Raw genomic sequence first — 23432 nt, 5'->3', positions numbered from 1 at the left:
ATCTAAAAACAATAGACCTTTTGATCCCTAGCTTACGGAGTTTGTCTGAATATGAAATACCAAGTTGATTTTGAGCAGTTGGCCAACGCGATGGGTGATGGTGTTGTTATTTCAGATGCCAAAGGCGATATTGTTTTTTGGAATACATCTGCAGAAAGAATTTTTGGATACTCAGCTGCTGAAGCTCTGGGTAAAAGTTTGGACATCATTACGCCAGAGCGTTTTAGAGCGCGGCACTGGGACGGGTATAAAAAATCCATGGAGACGGGAACTACCCGCTACGGTTCTACCTTGCTCACCGTACCGGCCCTTCACAAAGAGGGGAGATCTTTATCAATTGCTTTCACAGTGGCAATGCTGACGGATGAAGATGGCAATGTAGGCGCTATTGCAGCGATTGTGAGGGATGATACGGAGCGCTTTCAGACGGATCGTGAACTCAAAAAACGCATTGCTGAACTAGAGGCGAAGTCGTAATTAAAGCAGATATGCCAAAGAAGACCATTCCGCTTTTTGCGCTAGGCTTTAGACCGTTTTATTTATTGGCGGCATTTTGGTCTGTAGTGGCTATTTTGGAATGGCTGATGGAGCTCAGTGGTTCTGGTATTCGAGGTATTGGCTCGATTCCTGGAATTCAGTGGCATGCCCATGAAATGATTTTTGGGTTTGCAACAACAGTTGTAGCTGGCTTCTCCCTAACTGCAGTTAGATCATGGACGGGGCTTGAGACACCTAAGGGCAGATCGTTAATGCTGCTAGCAATTTTCTGGATTGCGGGGAGACTTGGTCCGTTATTTAGTTCGTATTTTGTAATTATTGACATTCTGTTTTTGCCGATCATCGCAATGATTATTGGTAAGTTGATATTACAAAGAAACATGGTGAGAAATCTATTCCTGCCCCTGATTCTTAGTGTTTTGGGAGTATTGAATGGGCTGTTCTATATGTCTGCCTATGGGCATATCAGCATTGATAGTAATGCCCCTTTGATTTCATCATTATTTTTAATTGTGATGATCGAAATCATGATTGGTGGTCGAGTGATCCCAAGCTTTACCGCAAATGCTATTGTAGGATTAAAGCAGTTTCGCAATAAATCATTTGCAACTGTTGTGCTGGCATTCAGTGCGACGTCCTTTTTGCTTTGGATATTCTTTTCAGTCAGCGTTGTTACTGCTCTCATATGCATTCTGACCGGCGTATTACAGTTTATTTTGCTGTTAGGTTGGAAGCCTTTGGCTACACGATCCAAGCCAATCGTATGGATCCTACACGCTGCCTATTTTTGGATTCCTTTAGGTTTTATCCTCCTCGGCTTTTCATCTTTTGGGCTGGTCTCCATGTATATCGCTCTGCATGCTTTTGGTATTGGTGCTACGGGCGGCTTAATTATTGGCATGATTACCAGAACGGCTATGGGGCATACAGGCAGGCTGATTAAGGCAGGGGCAATAGAAGTGAGCTGTTATGTATTGGTGCAGGTGACAGCAGTCATTTGGATGGTTGCGCATTTAACAGTGGGCGTTTGGTTCCATTTTACGATTGGGTTAGCTGGTATCTGCTGGTGTTTGGCTTTCATTCTTTACATCTACAAGTACTTTCCTTGGCTTACCAAGCCCCGCTTGGATGGGCAACCAGGGTAGTGGCGCTATTGAGTTGATAGCGCAGTCTCTTATATGGGTATGCCAATGAATATGATGATTCCTTCCTTTTCAGGAGATCTACTAACTAAGAGCGGGATTACACCGCTAGTCATCAAAGGCAAGACAATTCTTCCTATTGTGCAAGGCGGTATGGGTGTAGGGGTATCAGCTCATCGTCTTGCTGGCGCAGTTGCAAAAAATGGAGGCATGGGAACGATCTCCTCCATTGATTTGAGACGTTTGCATCCAGACTTAATGCAAGAGACCCAACACCTATCTCCTTGTTCGGATAGTCGAGAGGTCATTAATAAAGCGAACATTGAGGCATTAAGGCGGGAAATTACCCAGGCTAAAGTAGATTCTGAGGGATTTGGTTTAATTGCAGTAAACGTCATGAAGGCTGTGAATGAGTATGCCGCCTATGTAAGGTGTTCCTTAGAGAATGGAGCTGATGCCATCGTAGTGGGTGCCGGCTTACCGCTTGATTTGCCGGATCTAGCGGCAGATTTTCCGGATGCCATTTTGATTCCAATTCTGTCAGAATCTAGAGGCGTTCAATTATTAGTAAAAAAATGGATGAAGAAAGGGCGTCTTCCTGATGCCATTGTGATCGAGAATCCTAGATTGGCTGGAGGGCATGTAGGGGCATCTAGCGTGGGGGATATTCACAACCCAAAATTTGATTTTGAAAATGTCATCCCTGAGGTGCTTACTTTTTTTAAATCCATCGGAATTGAAGGGCAGATTCCGCTAATTGCAGCTGGCGGAGTTTCTTCCTTACAAGACATTAAGCGCTTGCAGGCACTTGGAGCATCTGGCGTCCAGTTAGGCACTGCTTTTGCGGTAACTTGTGAGAGCGACGCTGACGAGGCATTTAAACATGTACTGGCTAATGCCAAACAAAAGGATTTAGTTGAGTTTTTAAGTGTGGCTGGACTTCCAGCTAGAGCAGTCAAAACTCCCTGGCTTGGAAAGTATCTAAAGGTTGAGAGCATTCTGCAAGGTACGGCTCGCAAAAAACCACGTTGCACAATGATTTTTGATTGCCTTCATGATTGCGGCTTGCGTGATGGTAATGGTTCATGGGGTCAATTTTGCATTGATAAGGTCCTTGGGAGCGCCCTTACTGGCAATGTACAGAAAGGGTTGTTTTTTCGAGGGGCCGGCGCCTTACCTTTTGGCAATCAGATACGCCCCGTCATCGAATTAATTACCCAATTATTGTCAGAAGTGGAGCCAGAAAATTATGGTTATGCAGCCAATTAGTTTTGATGTATTAGCTGAAAAGTATTTAAAAAATGGTGAAAAAGATGAGCAAACTATTTTTGCAAGGGTGGCAAAAAGTCTCGCCTCAGTAGAAGAGCCGTCTCTACGCGAAGAAGTGGAGAAGAAATTCTTGGAGAATTTCAATGCAGGCGCCATTGGCGCCGGTCGCATTATGAGCTCAGCGGGAACTGGGATTAAGGCAACTCTAATTAATTGCTTTGTGCAGCCGGTTGGAGATTGTATTCAGGACTTAGATGAGGATGGTTACCCTGGTATTTATGAGGCTTTAAAGCAGGCTGCCGAAACTATGCGTCGTGGCGGCGGGGTTGGGTATGACTTTTCTAGAATTCGACCAAAAGGTTCCGAGGTCAAAGGAACCGCCTCAATTGCTTCAGGCCCTTGTAGTTACATCAATGTATTTGATCAATCCTGCTCCACAGTAGAAAGCGCTGGATCAAGACGGGGGGCTCAAATGGGCGTATTGAGAATAGACCACCCAGATATATTGGATTTCATTACGGCAAAAAGAACGCCGGGTCGATGGAATAACTTCAATGTCTCCGTTGGCGTTTCAAATGATTTCATGCGATCGGTTGAAAATGATGGGGAGATGGAGCTAGTACACAAGGCAAAGCCTGGTGAATTATTGATTGCGGATGGAGCTTACCAAAAATCGGATCAAATCTGGGTATACAAGAAAGTAAAAGCAAGAGATGTTTGGGATGCGGTTATGCAATCGGCCTATGATTTTGCCGAGCCTGGAATTTTATTTCTGGACAATATTAATCAGGATAATAATTTGTATTATTGCGAGAGGATTGAGGCGACCAATCCTTGTGGTGAGCAGCCCTTGCCTCCCTATGGTTGTTGTGACCTAGGCCCTATAATTCTCCCCAGATTTATCGTCAATCCTTTCGGGTTTTCAGGCGAACCTTATTTTGATTTCGATAAATTCTCTGAAGTAGTGAAGGTTCAAGTACGCATGCTTGATAATGTCTTGGATGCAACATACTGGCCACTTGAAGAGCAGGGATTAGAGGCCCACTCAAAGCGACGTATTGGCGTAGGCTTTACCGGTCTTGGAGATGCCTTAATTATGCTTAAGCTGGCATACAACAGCGCTCCAGCGAGATTAAAGGCCGCGGAAATATCAGAAAAGTTGCGTGATATTTCCTACGAGGCTTCAATTGCATTGGCTCAGGAGAAAGGGTCATTTCCAGATTTGGATATCGACCAATATCTTTCGGGTGGAAATTTTGCGAGTCGACTTGGTGAGGATTTGAAGAAAAAAATTCGGCAGTTTGGCTTGAGAAATAGCCACCTGTTGTCGATAGCGCCTACTGGAACAGTGAGTCTTGCATTCGCAGATAATGCATCAAATGGAATTGAGCCTCCTTTCTCATGGACATATACCAGAAAGAAAAGAGAGGCTGATGGCTCAACGAAAGAGTATGCGGTTGAGGATCACGCTTGGAGGATGTATAAGGAATTGGGTGGAGACGTCAATGTATTGCCAGAGTATTTCGTAACTGCCTTAGAAATGTCTGCTGAAGATCATATTTTGATGATGGAAGCAGTTCAACCATTTATTGATACCGCCATTTCAAAAACGGTAAATGTTCCGGCAGATTATCCTTATGAGAAATTTAAGGATCTATATCTAACGGCATGGAAGTCCAGGCTCAAGGGAATGGCCACCTATCGACCCAATAGTATTTTGGGTTCGGTATTGCAGGTAACTCCTAGTCCAAACGAGAATCCCTTAAGCGCAGATCTAGATGGCGAGGATTGGAGAAATAGTCCGTCAAAAAAAGTGGTGGATCGCCGTCCTAATGGCGAATTACCTGCGGTGGCTGAGAAAATTAATTACTGGACTCAGGATGGGCAAAAAACGCTGTATTTAATTATTTCCTTTTTGACTGTTGAGGGGGTGGTTGCTGGCAAGAAAGCAAGTGTTGAGAGGGCAATTGAATTTTTTATGCCTGTAGGTCAAAGTGGAGAGTCTCAGCAGTGGATTACTTCGAGTATGCGAATGCTCTCTCTTGCAGCGCGGGGAGGCTTTCTTGCTAGAGCTTTAAGCGATATGAGGAAGGTTGCTTGGGATAGAGGGCCTGTTCGATTAGGAACGAAGAAAAAGCAAGATGGTGCTGTAGCCCCAATGTGGCATGACTCTGAAGTGGCTGCTGTAGCTTTTGCTATTGAGAATATCCTAGCCAAAAGGGGAATTACAGAATTTAAAGCTGCAGAGGAGTTTACGATTGGTGAGCTTGATTCTCAAAAAAGCACGGGCGGGGGCCTAATGGCTGGGAAAAAATGTCCGGACTGTGGCGCTCATGCGATGATAAAAAAAGATGGCTGTGATTACTGCACAAGTTGTGGTTACGTCGGAGCGTGTGGCTAATCATCTGTGGATGCAGTGAGTTCAATATAGTTTTTGTTGAATCAACAAGATTATTGTTCGGGCTAGCAAAAATAGGACAAGCGCAGTAGAAATAGCAATTGCAATCGTCGCAGCTTGATGGGGCCAGCCTCCTCGTATAACCGCCTCAATGACGCAAGAGGTGGTTGCAGCAGCAGGGAATGCAAATGACCAAAATCCAAATGAAAAGGGGACCGCCGTCCAAGACCGCCATCTCGTGAGTACTGCAAAAATAGGACCTGATGCAATACCCAAACCTACCAAGATGGCATCAACTGGAAGGTTTGGCCAAATCGTAATGGCGGTGATGGTGCTAACTGCTGCTGGACCCATTTCAATTCCAATGGTTGGGCGAAATTGCGGTGGCAGAGGGCCTGCAAACAAGCGATGCAAAATGCGCATTTCTAATAACGCCCAACCTCCAAGACCCATTCCCCATACAAGATATCCAAATCCAGGCAATCCAATTGCAGCTAACGCAGCGCCTCCAACTAAGCCGCCAGGAACAATGGGTAGATACAGCGCTGGTGTTACTTGGTCAGTGGGCATATTACCCATTGAGAGCATATGAACCACTCGCCAAGCAATGGTGACTTGAATAATGAGCGCGATAGCAGTTAACGTATAAGCAAACGTAGAGTATTCCGGAAATCTGGGGAATAGTAGAGCGATAGCAAGCATTGTGCTAATAGGAAAATAAGCCATCATTGGGCCTAAAACCGGGTTTAAGAACTTCTCCCTAATCGCTTGAGGATAAAAAATCGCCTTAATACTCCAGAGTATTGTTAGAAAGCATAGAATGAAGATGCCGAGTACAAGAAAAAAACGTTCAATCCAAAAAGTTGAAATTGAAGTGACGTGAGAGTATTTACTCCATGCGAAGGAGAGGCTAAGTAAGCTTAGGGACATGCCAAATAGTCCTGGGTGTAGGCGATGAAGCCAATTGGGCTCTTTGTCTCTTTGTATCATTATTTATATGTTGTGGAATGAAGAATACCGAATTTACCTTAAAAAAGAAACTAATGATCATTGGCACGACACTTTTGGTGTTGGCGATGATTTCTATTAGCTTTACTTTATGGGTTACTTGGAAGCTTGAGGGTGGCGCGGCAGCAATCAATGAGGCTGGCCGCATGAGAATGCAAACTTATCAGTTAGCCCTTCTGGTAAATGAGGGTGATGCTGCGGCAACAACTAAGCTAATAACTAAGTTTGACAACAGCATCATTACCCTTAAATATGGAGATCCAGCTCGGCCGCTATTTGTGCCTTGGAATCAATTAAATAAACAATTGTTTCTAAATATTTCTGGTCAATGGAGCAGCATCAAAGATGATCTACAGACGAGGAAGGCTACCAGTATTTCTGTATCGCGCATTGATAATTTTGTTGCGAATATTGATCGGTTTGTCGGGTCAATAGAAGTCGAGGTTGATTACTGGACAAATATGCTCCATCTATTCCAGTTTGCTATGTTGGCTATCTCTCTTTTTGCCACATTAGTCATCATGTATGTGGGGTATTCCGTTATTTTAGATCCAGTAGAGAAGCTGCGCATTGGTTTTGATGGTGTGAGATCCGGAAAATTAAATACACGAGTTCAAATCGAGGCAAAAGATGAATTTGGTGATTTGGCAATCGGCTTTAATTCAATGACTGAAACTATTAGTGACTTATATAGCGGGTTAGAGGCAAAGGTCCGGGAAAAGACATTCCATTTACAAGAGCGACAAAATCGTTTGCAAGCGCTATATGATTTGAGTTCATTCGTTTCAACAGAAGATAATCTGGAAAGATTGGCTCAAGGATTTTCAAAGCGAATTTTGTCTATAACGGACGCTTCTGCCATCGCGATACGTTGGACAGATCAGGCAAATAAGAGATATTTTTTATTATCTGGCGCAAATTTACCCTCATCCATTGCCGAGGAAGAGCAATGTTTGGTTGCTGGAGACTGTTACTGTGGACAGTCTAGTGGTAATGCAGAAATTCAGGTAATTACATTTGATCCAAAGATAGAGGCGGATCGGCATTGCGTAAAGGCAGGTTATAACGCCCTTATTTCGGTTCCGATCCTATTTCAGCAAGATTTACTTGGCGAAATTGATATTTTTTATATTAAGGAGCAGTCGATAGATTCAGATCAGAGGGCCTTGCTAGGGACCTTGGCACATCATTTGGCTGGGGCAATGGAGGCTTTGAGAATTAAAGCTTTGGAGAAAGAGGCGGCAATTTCTGAGGAGCGCAGTTTATTAGCAAGAGAGTTGCATGATTCAATTGCGCAGTCACTAGCGTTTTTAAAATTACAGGTTGGAATGCTCAGAGATGAGATCGTAGAGCCCGCTACGGAAAAGGCCAAAACTATCCTAGGTGAGCTGGATGAAGGCTTGAGAGAAAGTTATAGTGACGTGCGCGAGCTTTTGTTGCATTTTAGAACGCGTACTAATACCGAGGATATTGAACCTGCGATAAAGACGACTTTACAAAAATTCGAGCACCAATCCGGTATTCATACTGAGCTATCTGTTGAAGGGCAAGGACTTCCTTTAGCGCCAGATGTTCAGATTCAGGTAATGCATGTCATTCAAGAGGCCTTATCAAATATCAGAAAGCATTCGAAAGCGAGCATTGTAAGAGTCGAAGTAGTGCAATCGCCAAAATGGATGTTTAGAGTAATTGATGATGGGATTGGTTTTTCAACAGAGCTAAATACGGTTGATAGCACGCATGTGGGGATGAGTATCATGCAGGAACGTGCCAATAAAATTGGAGCCAAGCTGGAGTTGAGCTCGGAGGCATTGGCAGGAACCTGCATATCGTTAACTTTACCTACGTAGGTGATATTCTGTTATCTCAATATTGAAGGTGTGGAAAAAATTGGAAAAAATCCGGATTCTAGTTGTTGACGACCACACCTTATTTAGGCGAGGTTTGATCGCTTTAATTTCGCAGGCCAGTGACTTTGATGTTGTCGGCGAAGCTGGGGACGCTATTGAGGCGTTGCGCTTATGTAAATCTCTAAAGCCGGATGTAATCTTGCTTGACAATCATTTGCCTGGCGCCAGTGGCATTCAATCGCTCCCTGATATTTTTCATGCATCCCCTGATTCGACTGTCATCATGCTTACAGTGAGCGAAGATGAATCTGATTTAATGCAAGCTTTGCAAAATGGCGCCCAGGGGTATTTGCTTAAAACTAGCGAGAAAGACGAGCTTCTACTTGGCATTCGGAAGGCGTTTGAAGGTGAGTCGGTTATTAGCAAGGAGCTGACTCATAAGCTAGTTAGTGCCTTTAAGACCAATACCAGAAAAGAAGATAAGCCCTCAAATACTTCTTTGGCGGCTACGTTATCACCCAGGGAGATCGATACTGTCCGCTTGATTGCCGTTGGGTCAAGTAATAAAGAAATCGCTCGGCAGCTTGGCATAGCTGAAACTACTGTCAAGATTCACGTACAGCATATTTTGAGAAAGCTCAACTTGACTTCTCGAGTACAGGTGGCAGTGTTTGCCAATGCTGAAGGCATTATTTCGTAAGTACTAGTCCTAAAGAACTATAAGCCACAGCTGCCTATAGTTCGACTGCTTTTTGAAAGTAGTCTTTTGGAGGATATTTTTAATCCCCGTTAGTTTTGATAATTAACTCATGACATTAAGGGGTATTCATGAGTTCGATAGCCAAAACTAGCACTAAAGCATATTCAGTTCTGATTGTCAGCACATTTGCCTTCACCGTTTGCTTTATGGTGTGGATGATGTTCGGTGTGATAGGTATACCGATTAAAAAATCACTCGACTTAAGTGCAACTCAATTTGGTCTTTTAACAGCTACCCCTATCTTGACTGGCTCACTTGTACGTGTGCCGCTGGGAATCTGGACCGATCGATTCGGTGGTCGCATTGTGATGTTTTTACTGATGCTCTCTACAGTTATTCCTATCTGGATGATGAGTTATGCCACGCAATATTGGCACTTTCTGGTTATTGGTCTATTCGTAGGCTTGGCTGGTGGATCGTTCTCTGTCGGCACTCCTTATGTAGCAAGATGGTTCCCAAAAAATCGTCAGGGTTTTGCAATGGGCGTCTATGGTGCTGGTAACTCTGGTGCCGCAGTTAACAAATTTATAGCGCCTGCCTTGGTGGTGGCATTTGGTTGGGCTGTAGTACCGCAGGTATATGCAGGCGTTATGTTGGGCGCAGCACTCTTATTTTGGATTTTTAGCGCTAGCGATCCTTCTCATTTGGTAACGAGCAATATTTCCTTTAAAGATCAATTAAAAGCCCTAAAAGACCCGAAAGTATTGCGCTACTGCCAGTACTACAGCATTGTCTTTGGTGGTTATGTTGGCCTCAGCTTGTGGATGGTGCAGTACTACGTCGGTGAGTTTGGTCTGGAAATTCGGACCGCCGCATTACTTGCTGCATGTTTCTCATTACCTGGTGGCGTATTAAGAGCAATTGGTGGATGGTTATCTGACAAATATGGTGCCCATCAGGTCACTTGGTGGGTAATGTGGGTAAGTTGGATTTGCCTTTTTTTACTCTCTTACCCCCAAACCGATTTCACTATCCAAACGATTAATGGGCCTGAGACTTTTCACATTGGCCTGAATATTTATTTGTTTACTGGCCTCATGTTCATCTTGGGCATTGCATGGGCGTTTGGTAAGGCCAGTGTTTTCAAATATATCGGCGACGACTACCCAGAAAATATCGGCACCATTTCAGGAATTGTTGGCTTGGCCGGTGGTTTGGGCGGATTCATTCTGCCGATTATGTTTGGCGCCATTTTAGATGTCACAGGGATTCGTTCAAGTGCATTCATGCTGATGTACGGCGTAGTGTGGGTATCGCTTATCTGGATGTATCTCACTGAAGTTCGTAAATCTGAAGTGATGGGTGCTAAATCCATTCCATCGCTTTCTTAAATATCGCAAAGAAAAGGAAACATCATGTCCTCGACCGTAATTTCGCGCTGGGAGCCGGAGAATAAGCAGTTTTGGGAATTTACTGGAAAGCCGATTGCGAAGCGCAATTTATTGATCTCGATCCCGGCCTTAACCCTTGCATTTGCAGTCTGGATGGTGTGGTCAGTAGTAGTGGTGAACTTACCGAATGTTGGATTTAAATTCTCGACGAATCAACTTTTTTGGTTGGCATCCCTTCCTGCATTATGTGGCGCTACTCTGCGAATTTTTTATTCTTTTGCAGTTCCAATCTTTGGAGGCAGACGCTGGACGGCAATTTCAACGGCATCATTATTAATTCCTGCTGTTGGCATCGGATTTGCAGTCCAGAATCCGGCAACCCCTTATGAGTTTTTTATCTTGCTAGCCTTGTTATGTGGGTTGGGTGGCGGAAATTTTGCTTCCTCAATGGCTAATATCAGCTTCTTTTACCCCAAAGCGCAAAAAGGCACGGCTTTAGGCCTTAATGCAGGTCTAGGTAATTTGGGGGTATCTATTGTTCAGTTAGTTGTACCGCTAGTGATTACAGCAGGCGTATTTGGTAGTTTAGGTGGTGACTCCACAATAATTTTAAAAGCCGGTAAAGAAGTTCCAATGTGGCTGCAAAATGCTGGCTTCATTTGGGTGCCTTTTATTGCGGTATCGGCAATTGCTGCCTGGTTTGGTATGAACGATTTGGCTGAGGCAAAAGCCTCTTTTGCTGATCAGGCAGTGATCTTTAAGCGCAAACATAACTGGCTCATGTGCTGGTTGTATTTGGGTACCTTCGGCTCTTTTATTGGCTACTCAGCTGGCTTTCCTTTGCTGATTAAGAGCCAATTTCCTGGCGTTAACGCGCTTAGTTATGCATGGCTTGGACCATTGGTTGGTGCATTAGCAAGACCTATAGGTGGATGGCTGGCAGATAAGCTAGGCGGCGCCAGAGTTACATTCTGGAACTTCATTGCAATGGGTGCTGGTGTACTTGCAGTCTTGAATTATCTGCCTCACAAAGGCGCGGGTGGTGACTTCTACGGATTCTTGTTTGCATTTATGGTGTTGTTTGCAACATCTGGAATTGGCAATGGATCAACTTTCCGCATGATCCCAGTCATTTTCATGACAGAGCGTCAACGTGCCGCTGGCAATACTCAGGCTGACAAGGACCAAGCAATTCGTGATGCCAATAAAGAAGCTGCAGCAGTGCTCGGTTTTAGTTCTGCAGTAGGTGCTTACGGAGGATTCTTCATTCCCAAGAGTTATGGAAGTTCTATTGCTGCTACAGGCGGTCCTGAAGCTGCCCTGTACTCGTTCATTGTTTTTTACGTTACCTGTACGTTCATTACCTGGTGGTATTACAGCCGTAAGAACGCACCAATGCCTTGCTAAGAAAATATTAAAGGATTGATATGAGTCACTTTTTAGATCGCCTCAAGTTTTTATCTGCAGATAAAGAAGAGTTTTCAGATGGCCATGGTGTGACGGTCGGAGAAGACCGCACGTGGGAAGACGCTTATCGTTCGCGCTGGCAGCACGATAAGATCGTACGTTCAACGCATGGTACCAATTGCACGGGATCATGTTCTTGGAAAATTTATGTCAAAGGCGGCATTGTTACTTGGGAAACTCAGCAAACTGATTACCCGCGCACTAGACCTGACCTGCCTAATCACGAGCCTCGGGGTTGTGCACGCGGCGCGAGCTACAGCTGGTACATGTACAGTGCCAATCGCGTGAAGTATCCAATGATCCGCGGCCGACTGCTAAAGCAGTGGCGTGAAGCAAAGTCGGTCGCCAAATCTCCGGTAGATGCTTGGGCAAATTTAGTTGAAAACACTGCTAAGCGCAAAGAGTGGATGGAGTTACGGGGTAAGGGTGGTTTCGTTCGCAGTTCGTGGGATGAGGTAAATGAAATCATTGCCGCAGCGAATGTCTATACGATTAAAAAGCATGGACCCGATCGGATTATTGGCTTCTCTCCGATCCCAGCAATGTCAATGGTGAGTTATGCAGCTGGATCGCGTTACTTAAGTCTAATCGGTGGCGTATGCATGAGCTTTTACGATTGGTATTGTGATTTGCCACCAGCTAGCCCCCAGGTATGGGGTGAGCAAACCGATGTGCCGGAATCCGCTGATTGGTATAACTCTACTTTCATCATTGCATGGGGCTCTAATGTCCCTCAAACACGTACTCCCGATGCGCACTTTTTTACTGAGGTGAGATATAAGGGTGCTAAAACGGTGGCAATCACTCCGGACTATGCCGAAATTTCTAAATTAGCAGACATTTGGATGCACCCTAAGCAGGGTACAGATGCTGCGATTGCGATGGCCATGGGGCATGTCATTCTGAAAGAGTTTTATTTCAATAAGCGCACTGAGTATTTTGATGATTACGTACGTCGCTATACAGATATGCCAAATCTGGTGATGCTGGAAGAAAAAGTATTGGATGACGGCAGAAAAGTATTGGTTCCTGGACGCTATGCGCGTTCAAGCGATTTTGATGGCAAGCTTGGCCAGACTAATGGCGCCGACTGGAAAACGGTTGCATTCGATACAGCTGGCAAGCCGGTAGTACCGAATGGGTCCATTGGATTTAGATGGGGTCCGGAAGGACGTAAAGACCAGGGTAAATGGAATCTAGAATCAAAAGAAGCTAATTACGGTAATGATGTGAAATTGAAGTTATCACTAATGGAGGATCAGTCAATACATGATGTTGTCCCCGTTGGATTCCCATACTTTGGTGGTATTGATACACCATATTTTGATGCAAATAAGCAAAGTGATGTTCTTGTTCAGAATATACCTGCTAAGAAAATTATTCTTACTGAGAATGGCGTTGAAAAAGAAGTATTTGTAGCAACAGTTTTTGACTTATTGGCAGGTAATTATGGAATTGACCGTGGATTAGGTGGTGAATGCGCCAAATCTTATGATGACAATGTTCCCTATACTCCAGCATGGCAAGAATCTATTACCGGAGTAAAGCGTGAGCAAGTAATCGCAGTGGCTCGTCAATTTGCAGAAAATGCAGAAAAGACTAAAGGCAAGTCAATGGTCATTATTGGCGCTGCGATGAATCATTGGTATCACTGTGATATGAATTACCGCGGCATCATTAATATGTTAATGATGTGTGGCTGTATCGGCCAGAGCGGTGGTGGCTGGGCTCACTATGTAGGTCAAGAAAAATTACGCCCACAAACTGGTTGGACCCCCCTGGCTTTTGCACTGGATTGGATTCGTCCACCGCGTCAGCAAAACTCTACCAGCTTCTTTTATGCGCATACCGATCAATGGCGCTATGAAAAACTTGGTATGGAGGAGGTGTTATCGCCCCTAGCAAATAAAGAGGAGTACACGGGCAGCATGATTGACTTTAACGTCCGTGCAGAGCGGATGGGTTGGTTGCCATCGGCTCCCCAGTTAAAGACAAATCCCCTTGAGGTTGTAAAAGAGGCTCTTGCTGCAGGTAAAGATCCTAAGGAATATGTTGTTGATGGCTTGAAGTCTGGAACATTACAAATGAGTTGCGAGGACCCAGATCATCCAAGCAATTGGCCGCGAAATATGTTCGTATGGAGATCTAATATTTTAGGATCCTCAGGAAAAGGGCACGAGTATTTCTTAAAACACCTACTGGGAACAAGTCACGGTGTTCAGGGCAAGGATCTTGGAGTTGATGAGGCAAGACCTTCTGAAGTCGAGTGGCATGATAAGGCGCCTGAAGGCAAGCTTGATTTATTAGTGACCTTAGATTTTCGGATGAGTACTACCTGTTTGTATTCCGACATTGTTCTACCTACTGCTACTTGGTATGAGAAGAATGACCTTAATACTAGCGACATGCATCCATTTATCCATCCGTTATCTACAGCCGTTGACCCTGCTTGGGAGGCTCGTAGTGATTGGGATATCTATAAAGGATTTGCGAAAAAGTTTTCAGAAGTGTGCGTAGGTCATCTGGGTGTTGAAAAAGAGATTGTGATGACTCCCTTAATGCACGATACGCCCGCTGAATTAGCTCAGGCATTTGATGTGCAGGAATGGAAGAAAGGTGAGTGCGATCTCATACCCGGCAAAACTGCGCCTCAAATTGCCGTAGTAGAGCGTGACTATCCAAATACTTATAACCGCTTTACAGCCTTAGGTCCACTGATGGACAAGGTTGGAAATGGCGGGAAGGGTATTGCCTGGGATACCAAGGTTGAAGTGGAGCAGTTGCGCGAGCTCAATGGTCGTGTTGAGCATGGTGAGATGAAGGGGATGGCAAAAATCTCAACGGATATTGATGCTGCTGAGGTTGTATTAATGCTTGCTCCTGAGACAAATGGTCATGTAGCAGTCAAGGCTTGGGATGCATTATCCAAAATCACGGGCCTTGAGCATGCGCATTTAGCTTTGCATCGCGAGGATGAGAAGATTCGTTTCCGTGATATTCAGGCGCAGCCAAGAAAGATCATCAGTTCGCCAACTTGGTCTGGACTGGAGAGTGAAAAAGTTTCTTATAACGCTTGTTATACAAACGTTCATGAGTACATTCCTTGGAGAACATTGACTGGCCGTCAACAGTTCTATCAGGATCACAAGTGGATGCGGGCATTTGGCGAAGGATTTGTTTCTTATAGACCGCCGGTAGATTTAAAGACCATTATTGAGGTCAAGGGCATTAAGCCTAATGGAAATAAAGAAATTGTTTTGAACTTCATTACGCCGCATCAAAAGTGGGGCATTCATTCCACCTATAGCGATAACTTGATGATGCTGACTCTGAATCGTGGTGGACCAGTCGTTTGGTTGAGTGAAGATGATGCGGTTAAAGCTGGTATTGTGGATAACGATTGGGTTGAGCTATATAACGCCAATGGAGCAATAGCAGCGAGAGCTGTCGTGAGCCAAAGGGTAAATCCAGGAATGGTCATGATGTATCACGCTCAAGAGAAGATCATCAATACGCCAGGATCTGAGATTACTGGTATGCGCGGTGGTATTCATAACTCGGTAACGCGGATTGTTCTTAAGCCCACACACATGATTGGTGGTTATGCGCAACTTAGTTATGGATTTAATTACTACGGAACGATTGGAACTAACCGAGATGAGTTTGTGACAGTTCGGAAGATGCGAAATATTGATTGGCTTGATAGTGAAAATGCCAACACAGTTCAAGCGTAACGGAGAAAATAGATGAAAATTCGCGCACAAATTGGCATGGTCTTAAATCTGGATAAATGTATCGGCTGTCACACATGCTCCGTTACTTGCAAGCAGGTTTGGACGAATCGTCCAGGGATGGAGTACGCCTGGTTTAATAACGTTGAAACAAAACCAGGAATCGGTTACCCAAAAAATTGGGAAGATCAAGAGAAGTGGAAGGGTGGCTGGAAGCGTAAAAGCAATGGCAAGATTGAGCCTAAACAAGGTGGTAGGTCCAAGATTTGGATGAACTTATTTGGCAACCCTAATTTGCCAGAAATAGACGATTACTACGAACCATTTACATTTGACTATGAGCATTTACAAAGCGCTCCCGAATCTAAGGCCACTCCGACTGCTCGCCCAAGAAGCTTAATCACTGGCAAGCGCATGGAGAAGATAGAGTGGGGCCCAAACTGGGAAGAAATTCTTGGTGGTGAGTTCGCAAAACGTAGTAAAGACTCCAACTTTGATCAAATGCAAAAAGACGTATGGGGACAGTTCGAAAATACATTCATGATGTATATGCCACGTCTGTGTGAGCATTGTTTGAACCCTGCTTGCGTTGCATCTTGTCCATCAGGTTCTATTTACAAGCGTGAAGAGGATGGGATTGTTTTAATTGACCAGGATAAATGCCGTGGATGGCGTATGTGCGTCTCTGCATGTCCGTACAAAAAGATTTATTACAACTGGAAAAGCGGTAAAGCAGAGAAATGCATTTTCTGCTATCCACGTATTGAGGCGGGTCAACCAACAGTCTGTTCGGAAACCTGTGTTGGCCGTATCCGTTATTTAGGTGTCATGCTTTACGATGCCGACCAAATTGAAAGCGCTGCCAGCGTTGAGAACGAAAAAGATTTATATAAAGCACAGTTGAAGGTATTTTTGGATCCAAATGATCCAGAAGTACAGAAACAAGCTTTAGCTGACGGCGTGCCTCCATCTTGGGTGGAGTCTGCCAAAAAGAGTCCTGTATACAAAATGGCGATGGATTGGAAAATTGCATTACCACTTCATCCAGAATATAGAACGCTTCCAATGGTTTGGTATGTTCCACCACTTTCCCCGGTTACTGGGGCAGTGGAGGCTGGTTATGTCGGAGTAAATGGCCATATTCCAGATGTGAAGCAGTTACGTATTCCGGTGCAATATTTAGCCAATATGTTAACTGCTGGAGATGAGGCTCCGGTGATATCCGCCTTAGAAAAAATGTTGGCAATGAGGGCATGGCAGCGAGATAAGCATGTGGATGGCACACGCAATCTAGAGGCATTGAAACAGGCTGGCATCTCCGAAGATCAGGTAGAAGATATGTATCAGACCATGGCGATTGCTAACTATGAAGATCGTTTTGTCATTCCAACATCGCATCGTGAGTATGCAGAAAATACATTCGATATGAAGGGAAGTTGCGGCTTTACTTTTGGAAACGGATGCTCTGATGGCGACTCTGAAGCAAGTCTCTTCGGCGGTACTAAGCGTCGCACCATTCCAATTAAGCCGGCTGTTTAGGAGACATGATGAAACATTCACTACCATTACGAGCGCTTTCTAGATTTCTTCAGTATCCAGATGCAGAGCTTATTCAGCATTCAGCCGAAGTGACTAGTGCGCTATTGGCAATGCCAAAGCTCACTAAAAAGGTTCATGCCGGTCTAGTTGATTTTGTTAACCACCTGGAATCTGCAGATTTGTATGACCTGCAGGAAGAATATGTAGAGTGCTTTGATCGAGGTAGGGCGACATCCCTGCACTTGTTTGAGCATGTTCATGGAGACTCTCGTGAGCGCGGTCAAGCTATGGTCGACTTACTTCAAACTTATAAAGATGGTGGTTTAGAGTTAAGTGCTAATGAGCTTCCCGATCACTTGTCGGTAATTCTCGAGTTTGCCTCAACACTACCCTTAGATCAGTCCAAGCAATTTATTGGGGAAATGGCCCATATCTTGAATGCCGTCTACTCCACTTTAGTTGCTCGTAATAACCGTTACGCATGGTTGATAGCTGCAGCTATAGAGTTCTCCGGTGAAAAATTCAAAATTGTTGAATTGAAGATTGAGGAAGAGTCTATGGATGAAGAGTGGGCAGAGCCTCCAGCATTTGGTGGATGCTCAACCCGTGGCCAATCCAAACCTGGTGAAGAGCAACCGCTTCAATTTGTCAAACGTGCGAAAGAGTTCAAAGGAGTTCAGCCATGAGCTATCTAGATACATTTATTTTTGGAATTTATCCTTATATTTGCCTTGCGGTATTTTTTGTAGGAAGTCTTATTCGGTTTGATAGGGATCAGTACACCTGGAAAAGCGACTCAAGCCAATTATTACGTAAGAAACAATTGCGCATAGGCAGCATCTTCTTTCATATTGGCGTACTCTTTTTATTCTTTGGCCACTTCTTTGGCATGCTGACACCACATTTCTTGTATGAGCCATTTATTACGGCCGGTCAAAAGCAAGTAATGGCTATGGCTAGCGGGGGAATTGCTGGGGTGTTTGGATTTATCGGCCTAACAATCTTATTGCACAGACGTTTAACTGATGACCGCATTCGCGCGACATCTAGGCCTAGCGATATTTTGATTGCAGTTTTGCTTTGGCTTCAGTTATTTCTTGGCCTTGCAACCATTCCTCTATCTGGCCAACATTTAGATGGTTCGGTCATGATGAAGCTGGCAGGCTGGGCTCAACATATAGTCACCTTACGCGGTGGAGCTGTTGAGTTATTAAGTGGGGTAGATTGGGTATTTAAATTGCACATGTTCTTAGGTATGACAATCTTCTTAATATTCCCATTTACTCGCCTAGTCCATGTTTGGAGCGGGTTTGCATCCATCACCTATCTGGTAAGACCATATCAAATTGTACGTAGTAGAAAATTCGGTATGGGTCGTAAGTAAACGATGAGAGCAATTGACGATGCCAGATGAGTTATTAGATCGACTGCGCAAATTTCGGACAGAATATTTCCCGGCGCATCGCCAAGAATTTACAAGCCTTATTCAAAATGGGCAGACACCTAAAACCTTATTTTTAGGTTGTTCTGATTCCAGAATTGTTCCATATTTACTTACCGGAACGGGGCCTGGGGACTTGTTTATTTTGCGCAATGTAGGCGCCATTGTTCCACCTTACGATGGCTCCTATGGTATTCATGGGACGGCTGCAGGAATTGAATTTGCAGTAATGCAACTAAAGGTCAGTCGAATTGTTGTATGTGGACATAGTCATTGTGGGGCAGTCAGGTCAGCTTATGAAGGGGTGCCAGAAGAGGCGATTAATTTAAGTGCTTGGCTTGAATTAATTGATGAGGCACTTTTGCCGGTCTGCCAAACCCCTGAGGCACTCCGAAGGGTGGAGCAACGCTCAGTCATCTTGCAGCTAGAACGTTTAATGGAATACCCAATGGTTCGCTCACAAGTTGAAAACAAGGAGTTAACCCTTCACGGTTGGTATTACGTAATTGAAGAGGGTGAAGTGCAGGTATTTGATGTAACTGAAGGAAAGTTTATCCCGGCGCACCATGCAGATAACTGCGGAACTGGGCCTTACGCTGATGATCATTTTGATGGAGATCCAAAACATGTCGAATAACCAGACTGCAGAAATGGCGGCAGCATTAATTAGCTCAAGACAATCATTTTTGCCTAAAAGGCTATTTCAGCCTGGGCCTACCCCAGAGCAATTGGAAACTATTTTTTCGATGGCTGCGACGGCGCCTGATCATAATTTGACTCGTCCGTGGCGTTTTGTTATCTGCCCTCTTGAGTGCAGGGGGTTATTAGCGGACGCCTTTGCAAAATCATTGCTTGAGCGGGACCCGGGCGCAACTGAGCAACAAGTTCAGGACGCCATGGTTAAAGCCCATAGAGCACCTTTGGTAATGCTAGCAATTGTGAATGCTAGAGGTACGGATTCAGAAGTTCCACCTAGCGAACGAATTATTTCTGCTGGATGTGCCATACAGAACGTCTTTTTAATTTCCCATGCTATGGGATTTGGTGCAAGTCCAACAAGTGGTAAATCAATGTATATGAAGCCGGTAAGGGAGCTATTTGGCCTTCAAGATTACGAGGATCCATTGTGTTTTATTAATATAGGCACCCCAGATAGATCCACCCCTCCAAAGTCACGTATGGTCCCCTCCGAATTTGTGACTACCTTGGAGTTCTAAGCGCCTAATTAACTAATAACCTAAACAAATATAGCTTGAATATTGATTTCTGCTAAATTCTATAAGATATGAGTAATCGTTGGGAAAACTATCTATCTAGACTTAAAAAGTATATTCCGCCCGATCCTTATGGATTTTCTTGGCTAGAAATCCTTAGGATTTGCTTTGGGGTAGATGTACTGATTATTGCTGTCATCATGTTTAATGAGCTAGTTGGCACAACTGAGCAAGCGGTGCCTATCAATGCTGCTTTTTTGGTGATGGCGCTGATGATTTTTCTAATGCCATCTAGCCCGATGTTTCATCCTAAGGCAATTATCGAAGGCAACGTGGTTTCTGCATTATTGGCTGCAGCCAGCGTCTCTATCTTCCCTTCGCCATTTGTGGGAATGCCAGCAGCGGTTGTCGCTTCAGCTTTAGCTATGTATAGTTTAAAGTGCTTTAGCCCAACAGCTTTATTACTGGCAATGTTTATCGCCGCTGGAAATATTAGTAGCTATTACTTTGCGATCTATCCTATTTTTGCGGACTCGTTAGTCCTGGTTGCCGCTGCATATCTGTACGGAAAATTAACCAAGAAACCCTACCCGATTAAGGAACTTAGCAAACAGGGTTAAAAGCAACGCAACATATGTAATTTAGATTAAGTCCTAGTCTTGGGATGCGCTTTAAATTACCTCAATGCAGTATTTTTGACTAAGTGGGGGTGTGTATGGGAAAGAAAGATTCTTGCCCGTTGGACGGAAGCTGGACTCGCGATCATTGCACGGCATATAACGATCGTAAAAAGCATCAAACTCTGTCTGAGTGTGTGCATAGAGATAATTGCACTAATTTTAGGAAAATTATAGAGTCTGATCTGGATGAGTCAGTATCAAGTTCAAAAAAAATTTTATTAAATGGAATTCCTAATATTTTTGAGGATTAATTTCTTTTTTGGAGGCATTAATCGATACACTTGAAAACGCAAAATCTCCAATCTGAAATTAAACTACGAGAACCTTTAAATTTAGTTGGGTTATTTATCTAGGCGTTGCTTTGACTAAGGTTTAAGCTTCAAAAGACTTCGCAAATACCCAAATCTACAATAGAAGGACAGCTATTGCTAGATTAAGCGATCACATATTGGCCATTGAATTCTTATTATCAATGTTGTGTTTTTTGGATTTATCTTCGGGTAGAAATAATGCATTTTTAGTTTATTTAATTTTTTTGCTGCCTGAAGATCATTATTCATTATATCTTAAAATATAATGAATAATGATCCAAGAAAAAGCAAAGTAGACAAAAAGCGAGAGTTAACTTTGATTGAGTTGATCTCCTGTGAGATGGGTAATTAAATCGCTATTTGACAACCAAAAGGAGCATCATTAAGGGACACATCTCGTTCACTTAAGTTTATTGATGGTTCGCAAAATATAAACCTAGATTCAAATATGAATACCACAATTAAATTAAAAGAACTTTTTAGTTCACTGCTGCTCCGAATGCGTGAATTGGACATTACCCGTCGTCAATTACTGATGGGTCTCACGCTTACATTTTTATTGGTCGTATTTGGATTTGTTGTTCTAAATTCTGGGCCTTTAGCATCAACTAAAGTGACGATTATTAAAGTTAGCGACCAATCGCTTGCGCCTACGCTATTCGGGGTAGGAACAGTTGAAGCCAGGCGGGCGTATTTGATGGGGCCGGTAGTTGCTGGACGCGTTTTAAACGTATATGTAGATGTGGGCAATTTGGTTAAAGAAGGGCAATTACTTGCCGAGATGGATTCTATTGATCTGAATCAGAGAATGATTGCTGCTGAGGCACAAGTGACTGATGCAAAAGCACGTTTACTACTAGCTTCAGAAACGCATAAGCGTTATGTTGAATTGGGTAACAAGAATTTTATTAGTCCAATTGTTGTTGAAGGAAAGTCACAAGAGCTCAATTCAGCAAAAGCGATTGTTCAAAAAACGACCGCTGATTTGGCTGGGCTTAAACAACAAGAGCTTAATATTAAATTAAGGGCTCCAGTAGATGGGATCATTACATCTAGGGATGCCGAGCCAGGCTCAACCGTTATTGCTGGTCAGGCAGTTTTAAAGTTAATCGACCCAACGAGCCTATGGATTAAGACGCGTTTTGACCAAGGTAAGTCAATGGGATTAGCCGTTGGCTTAGATGCAAATGTGATATTGCGCTCTAATCCACATCACCCAATCTCGGGCAAGGTAGTTCGCGTTGAGATGCTCAGTGATAGCGTTGCAGAAGAACGCATCGCCCAAATTGAAATGATAGATATGCCTAAGACTGTTTCAATTGGAGAGATGGCAGAAGTGACATTGCAATTAGCCCCCAGTGAATATGGCCTTAGCTTGCCCAATGCAAGCATTAAAAAGAGGGGTGATGAAACTGGGGTATGGGTGCTCAAGGATGGCAAGCCCCATTTTGCTCGGGTACAAATTGGACAAAACGGCTTAAATGGTCAAGTGGTTATTCTGGGCGGACTTAAGAGTGGTGATGAAGTTGTTCTCTATAGCGATGCTGAAATTAAAGAAGGTCAGCGCATTAAGGTGGTAGATGCTTTGTTAAAGAAATCGCCGTGATTAGTCTAGCGGGTCGTGACATTGCTCATTCTTGGGGTAAGTTTGCTCTAACGGGATTGGGTCTTGGACTGCTAATTGGTGTCACTCTAACAATGGCAGGGGTATATCGAGGCATGGTGGATGATGCCATGGCCCTACTAAACAATAGTGGTGCAGATCTTTGGGTGGTACAAAAAGATACCCAAGGCCCTTATGCTGAAGCATCAAGCATTCGAGATGACTATGTAAGGGGTGTGCTGGGAATGCCAGGCGTTGCACGCGCAGCTAACATTACCTATCTCACAATGCAGGTTCGTAAAGGACAGAGTGATACTCGAGTCATGGTGGTTGGGGTAGAAAGTGGGCAGCTTGGTGAGCCGGCCTATTTGATTTCCGGTCGACATATTGTTCAGTCACACTATGAAGCATTGGCGGATGTTAAAACGGGGTTTGAGCTAAACGACCTCATTCAAATTAAGCGCCATCAGTATCGGGTAGTGGGTTTAACTCGCCGTATGGTCTCATCGGGTGGCGATCCCATGGTATTCATTCCCATTAAAGACGCACAAGAGGCGCAATTTTTAAAGGACAACGATGCGATTCTGAATGATCGCGCCAGAAACGTAGCCAATCCCAGTTTGAATCGCCCTATTCCTGGCTTATTAGATGCCATTACAGCATCGCAATCTACCAATCACAGCGTTAATGCCATCCTTGTTCAAATCCAAGCCGGCAGTAGTCCAGAGGAAGTAGCCAAACCAATCCGTCGCTGGAAACATCTTGAGGTGTATACAAGGGCGCAGATGGAAGAAATCCTTGTTGCCAAGTTGATCGCAAATTCTGCGAAACAAATTGGTATGTTTCTAGTGATCTTGGCGGTAGTAAGCGCTGCCATTGTGGCTTTCATTATCTACACCATGACCCTAGGAAAGATTAGGGAGATTGCCGTGTTGAAATTGATTGGCACTCAAAATAGTACTATTGGCAGCATGATTCTGCAGCAAGCCCTTGGCTTGGGGTTAATTGGTTTTGTTGTGGGAAAAACTTCTGCTACTTTTTGGGCGCCGCTGTTTCCAAAGTATGTTTTATTAGAGCCTGTAGATGCAATCATCGGATTCATTTTAGTGATGGTCATATGCGCTTTAGCTAGTACCTTGGCGATTAGAGTTGCTTTGCTGGTAGATCCCGCCCAAGCAATTGGAGGCTGA

General features: G+C 44.0%; 18 protein-coding genes. 17 read left to right on the top strand and 1 reads right to left on the bottom strand.

Annotated features, from left to right (window positions below):
- Window positions 1–51 precede the first annotated feature (51 nt).
- The 4 genes from ICN23_RS00745 to ICN23_RS00730 are packed head-to-tail and all read left to right on the top strand — an operon-like array spanning window position 52 to window position 5310.
- Window positions 52–477, top strand: coding sequence for a PAS domain-containing protein (locus tag ICN23_RS00745; protein WP_216230481.1), 426 nt, complete (start codon window positions 52–54; stop codon window positions 475–477).
- Window positions 478–488: 11 nt separating this feature from the next.
- On the top strand, window positions 489–1643 hold the full coding sequence (locus ICN23_RS00740) for an NnrS family protein (RefSeq protein WP_216230480.1): 1155 nt from the start codon (window positions 489–491) through the stop codon (window positions 1641–1643).
- A 51-nt stretch (window positions 1644–1694) separates the two neighbouring features.
- Entirely contained in the window at window positions 1695–2909 is a 1215-nt protein-coding gene (locus ICN23_RS00735) for a nitronate monooxygenase family protein (protein ID WP_255532671.1), read from the top strand.
- Entirely contained in the window at window positions 2890–5310 is a 2421-nt protein-coding gene (locus ICN23_RS00730) for an adenosylcobalamin-dependent ribonucleoside-diphosphate reductase (protein WP_015420594.1), read from the top strand. Before ICN23_RS00735 ends, ICN23_RS00730 begins: the two co-directional genes overlap by 20 nt.
- A 21-nt stretch (window positions 5311–5331) precedes the next feature.
- Here the strand turns inward: ICN23_RS00730 and ICN23_RS00725 are convergent, their stop codons facing one another.
- The gene (locus ICN23_RS00725; protein WP_015420595.1) at window positions 5332–6297 is read right to left on the bottom strand and encodes a potassium-tellurite ethidium and proflavin transporter; all 966 of its coding nucleotides are present in this window, start codon (window positions 6295–6297) and stop codon (window positions 5332–5334) included.
- A gap of 17 nt (window positions 6298–6314) precedes the next feature.
- On the opposite strand from ICN23_RS00725, the gene ICN23_RS00720 reads away from it, so the two are divergent.
- The 13 genes from ICN23_RS00720 (at window position 6315) to ICN23_RS00660 (ending at window position 23432) form a co-directional block, all read left to right on the top strand.
- Window positions 6315–8165, top strand: coding sequence for a type IV pili methyl-accepting chemotaxis transducer N-terminal domain-containing protein (locus ICN23_RS00720; RefSeq protein WP_216230478.1), 1851 nt, complete (start codon window positions 6315–6317; stop codon window positions 8163–8165).
- A 40-nt stretch (window positions 8166–8205) separates the two neighbouring features.
- Window positions 8206–8865 (top strand): response regulator, encoded by a 660-nt coding sequence (locus tag ICN23_RS00715; RefSeq protein WP_216860525.1) that lies wholly within the window; start codon window positions 8206–8208, stop codon window positions 8863–8865.
- Between the two features lie 128 nt (window positions 8866–8993).
- Window positions 8994–10256 carry a nitrate/nitrite transporter gene (locus ICN23_RS00710; protein WP_216230477.1) on the top strand — a complete coding sequence of 421 codons (1263 nt, stop codon included), beginning with the start codon at window positions 8994–8996 and terminating at the stop codon, window positions 10254–10256.
- Between the two features lie 24 nt (window positions 10257–10280).
- Window positions 10281–11663 (top strand): NarK family nitrate/nitrite MFS transporter, encoded by a 1383-nt coding sequence (locus ICN23_RS00705; protein WP_216230476.1) that lies wholly within the window; start codon window positions 10281–10283, stop codon window positions 11661–11663.
- A 20-nt stretch (window positions 11664–11683) separates the two neighbouring features.
- Window positions 11684–15457 (top strand): nitrate reductase subunit alpha, encoded by a 3774-nt coding sequence (locus ICN23_RS00700; protein ID WP_216230475.1) that lies wholly within the window; start codon window positions 11684–11686, stop codon window positions 15455–15457.
- A 12-nt stretch (window positions 15458–15469) separates the two neighbouring features.
- The gene (gene narH / locus ICN23_RS00695) at window positions 15470–16993 is read left to right on the top strand and encodes a nitrate reductase subunit beta (protein WP_015420602.1); all 1524 of its coding nucleotides are present in this window, start codon (window positions 15470–15472) and stop codon (window positions 16991–16993) included.
- 5 nt (window positions 16994–16998) lie between these two features.
- Window positions 16999–17679: a nitrate reductase molybdenum cofactor assembly chaperone gene (narJ, locus tag ICN23_RS00690; RefSeq protein ID WP_216182444.1), complete on the top strand. Its 681-nt coding sequence runs from the start codon at window positions 16999–17001 to the stop codon at window positions 17677–17679.
- Window positions 17676–18377, top strand: a complete 702-nt coding sequence (gene narI / locus ICN23_RS00685) for a respiratory nitrate reductase subunit gamma (protein WP_216230474.1) — start codon at window positions 17676–17678, stop codon at window positions 18375–18377. Before narJ ends, narI begins: the two co-directional genes overlap by 4 nt.
- Before the next feature lie 19 nt (window positions 18378–18396).
- On the top strand, window positions 18397–19071 hold the full coding sequence (locus tag ICN23_RS00680) for a carbonic anhydrase (RefSeq protein ID WP_216182450.1): 675 nt from the start codon (window positions 18397–18399) through the stop codon (window positions 19069–19071).
- Window positions 19061–19651: a nitroreductase gene (locus ICN23_RS00675; RefSeq protein ID WP_255532669.1), complete on the top strand. Its 591-nt coding sequence runs from the start codon at window positions 19061–19063 to the stop codon at window positions 19649–19651. The genes ICN23_RS00680 and ICN23_RS00675 overlap by 11 nt, the downstream gene beginning before the upstream one ends.
- Before the next feature lie 68 nt (window positions 19652–19719).
- Window positions 19720–20268 carry an HPP family protein gene (locus ICN23_RS00670; RefSeq protein WP_216230473.1) on the top strand — a complete coding sequence of 183 codons (549 nt, stop codon included), beginning with the start codon at window positions 19720–19722 and terminating at the stop codon, window positions 20266–20268.
- 819 nt (window positions 20269–21087) lie between these two features.
- Window positions 21088–22245, top strand: a complete 1158-nt coding sequence (locus ICN23_RS00665) for an efflux RND transporter periplasmic adaptor subunit (protein WP_255532668.1) — start codon at window positions 21088–21090, stop codon at window positions 22243–22245.
- The gene (locus tag ICN23_RS00660) at window positions 22242–23432 is read left to right on the top strand and encodes an ABC transporter permease (RefSeq protein ID WP_216230472.1); all 1191 of its coding nucleotides are present in this window, start codon (window positions 22242–22244) and stop codon (window positions 23430–23432) included. The genes ICN23_RS00665 and ICN23_RS00660 overlap by 4 nt, the downstream gene beginning before the upstream one ends.

It is taken from the genome of Polynucleobacter sp. MWH-Jannik1A5 (assembly GCF_018881795.1).
Lineage (GTDB): Bacteria > Pseudomonadota > Gammaproteobacteria > Burkholderiales > Burkholderiaceae > Polynucleobacter.
Note: the sequence above shows the minus strand (reverse complement) of the source record. Positions and strands in the feature narration are given on the sequence as shown.